Annotated in this window: 3 protein-coding genes; all 3 read right to left on the bottom strand. The window is 53.3% G+C overall.

Going from position 1 to position 2,867, the window contains the following annotated elements; translation table 11 throughout:
• Positions 1 to 89: 89 nt before the first annotated feature.
• Entirely contained in the window at positions 90 to 674 is a 585-nt protein-coding gene (locus tag BF12_RS0116910; RefSeq protein WP_024953293.1) for a TRAP transporter small permease, read from the bottom strand.
• 74 nt (positions 675 to 748) lie between these two features.
• Positions 749 to 1,759, bottom strand: coding sequence for a TRAP transporter substrate-binding protein (locus tag BF12_RS0116905; RefSeq protein ID WP_024953292.1), 1,011 nt, complete (start codon positions 1,757 to 1,759; stop codon positions 749 to 751).
• A 142-nt stretch (positions 1,760 to 1,901) separates the two neighbouring features.
• On the bottom strand, positions 1,902 to 2,867 hold a 966-nt coding region (locus BF12_RS0116900), incomplete at its 5' end, for a LacI family DNA-binding transcriptional regulator (RefSeq protein ID WP_024953291.1).

Raw genomic sequence — 2,867 nt, 5'->3', positions numbered from 1 at the left:
GGCGAGTGGTCCTCTTGAATCGTGTTCTGACAGGAACATCCTGATTCTACAAGAGAAAACCACTCGCCATCTTCGTTTTCAGGTCGGCCTCATGAATAAGCCGGGTTTATAGTACCTTCATGGGCGGACATGTCATTGGACACCATGTCATCCACGGCGTTGGGAGTGTTAAGAAATTTCTCCATGGCGGGCATGCCGTGCAGTGCAGCGTATAGCAGGCGTTCAAGACTGAATAGAATGATGAAGCCGCCACAGGCAGTAAAAACACTGTAGACATATACCATCGAGATACCAGAAGCAGTTGCGCTGCGTCGTAGGCCGGAAATGCCGAAGTCCTTTCCAAACCAGACGAAGATGATACCGGTGGCCAAGCAGGCCAGGTCACGTATCCAGCGTGTTACTTGATCAGCGCGAGTACCGCTCGGGAAAGCCTCCAACACAAAATGATCTGCATGCAGCACACCCACCGCCGTCCCCAACATGATCATCCACTGGAATGCAAAGCGACTGAACTCCTCCGTCCAGAATAAGCGGGGGAGTAGTGGCAGGTTGCGACTGATAATCTGATAGATGATGAGTGCGATGAAGCCGAACAGCAATGCGAGAAGCAAAGCATACAAGACTCTTTCAAGCACACGATTCAAGCGTGTCAGTGCGGAGAGAATAAGCGACATAAGCGCTGTCCTCGTCTATTGGGTTAGAGGCCGGCGCCCCGTATAACGGGGTGCCGGTTCATCGTCAGTTCCGCTTAGTTGACACCCTTTATCATCTGGTAAAGGTCAGTCAGCTCCATGTCGGCGACTACTTTCAAAAGAGGTTCTTTGACCATCTCCTGCATTTTTTCGCGATCAATTCTGTGCAGGGTCATTCCTTGATTGACAAGTGTGTCGAGGGCTTCGGCATCTTGTTTGAGCTGCGCCTTGCGGGCATAGGCGGCTGATTCACGTGCTGCCATCGTGACTGCTTGCTGTTCGCTTTCGTTAAGGCGCTCCCATGTCTGTTCTGACATGGTCAGAAGGCGCACGGTAATGTCGTGATCTGTCATGACAAGGTGCGGGGCTACTTCGTTGAATCGCATCCGTAAGACCCATTCCGGCTCGTTAAGCAGGCCGTCGATGGCACCCAGTTGCAGCCCGGTATAAATCTCTTTCCAAGCCATGACCGATGGCTTGACTCCAATAGCCTGCCAGGCAGCGATCAAAGGTTTGGTCGGGTTGGTACGTATCTTCAACCCTTTGAGGTCTGCAAGGCTATTCACTGGTTTGGTGCTGACGACTTCGCGTTTGCCGCCGCCAAAGTAAGCCAATACCTTGACCCCAGTTTCCTGTGAGATGCGGTCGGCGATCTGTTGGCCCACTTGACCATCCAAAACCTTCTGCCAGTGATCGACATCTCGATAGAGAAAAGGTACCGAGAAGATGTTGGCAGAATGAGAGAAGTCCGTAATTAGGCCCGGGCTGACGATGGCCATGTCGAGCGCACCAGCCATTTCTTGCTCAAACATTTCCGTCTCATGCCCCATGACCGAGTTCCCGAGGATGGTGACGCTAATTTCACCGTCGGTCTTCTCAGACAGCAGCTCACTGAATCGCTCTGCGCCAAGCTGATAAGCTGTTTCAGCCGTGCCCCCGTGGCCAAACCGCAGGTCCATGGCATGTGTCGTAGTTGAAGCCCCAAGGACTACTGTCAATAGTGAGCCTTTGAGGAGAGTGCGAGGTAGACGACGAATTTTTTTTGGATCGATCCAGTTAATGTTCATAATTAACTCCTGGCGTGGCATTGTTGTTGTCGGTGGGTGGCGCAGTGTAAGGGGCGAAGCGATTAGTGTCTGGCGCAATTGGATACGATATTCAATATCTGATTCTCATGCACCAAAACTAGGTTACTTATGTAAGTAATTCTTAATTGAGGCATGCAGGGATATTTCCTTGGATGTCGATCTCGCTGAGTGGTTTACCACACGAGTCCCGAATCACCAGGCTTGGGGATAGCACAACCTGCTCACGCGGGGCCGTGGGAGCAGCTATTCGGCGCAATGCCAATCGAGCCGCCTGTTCACCAATCGCATAAGGATGCGTGGCTACACTTGTCAGAGGCGGATCGCCCAAAGCTGCCTCTTCGACATCATCAGTGCCGATGACTGCGCAGTCTTTACCCGGTGTTAGGCCTATGCGCTTGAGCCCCAGCATGACACCGAAGGCCACCATGTCGTTGTGACACATGACTGCCGTGGGCCGAGGGGTTTCCTGCATTAACTCTTGAATAAGCAGGAATCCATCCTTGCGAGTGACACCTTCGCCACGAATCAGGCGGCGATAGACAAGCCCATGGCGTAGGAGGCATTCATCATAGGCCTTGAGGCGATCCTGACTGACGGCGTGCTCGGCGCCCCCGACGAAGGCGATGCGCTGATGACCAAGTGATACCAGGTGGTCCATCCCCAGTCTTACGACATGACGGAAGTCAGTGCCTGCGTAATCGAACGGTGGAGTGCCGAGATAACGCAGAATTTGGACGCAAGGCATACCCCAGCCTTCGAGCGTTTCGATTAAGTCAGGTGAGCTGCCGGCGGCAGGACACAGAAGGAGCCCATCGACACGGTGTTCGCGCATGCGTTCAAGGAAACGTTGTTGGCGAGGCACTGAGTCTTCGCTGTTGGCTAGGAATGACACATAGTCCTGCTGGGTTAGTTCCGCATTGATACCTGCCACCATGGCACCGAAGAACGGATTGGCAATATCATAGACCACGACGCCCAGCGTTTGCGTGCGTCCTCCACGCATGGCAGCGGCACCGCGATTGTAGACATAGCCTAATGTCTTGATCGATTGCTGAACCTTGCGGCGTGTTCGCTTCGCCACAAGTGG

The organism is Cobetia crustatorum (genome assembly GCF_000591415.1).
Classification (GTDB): domain Bacteria; phylum Pseudomonadota; class Gammaproteobacteria; order Pseudomonadales; family Halomonadaceae; genus Cobetia; species Cobetia crustatorum.
This window is presented reverse-complemented; position numbering and strand designations above follow the sequence as displayed.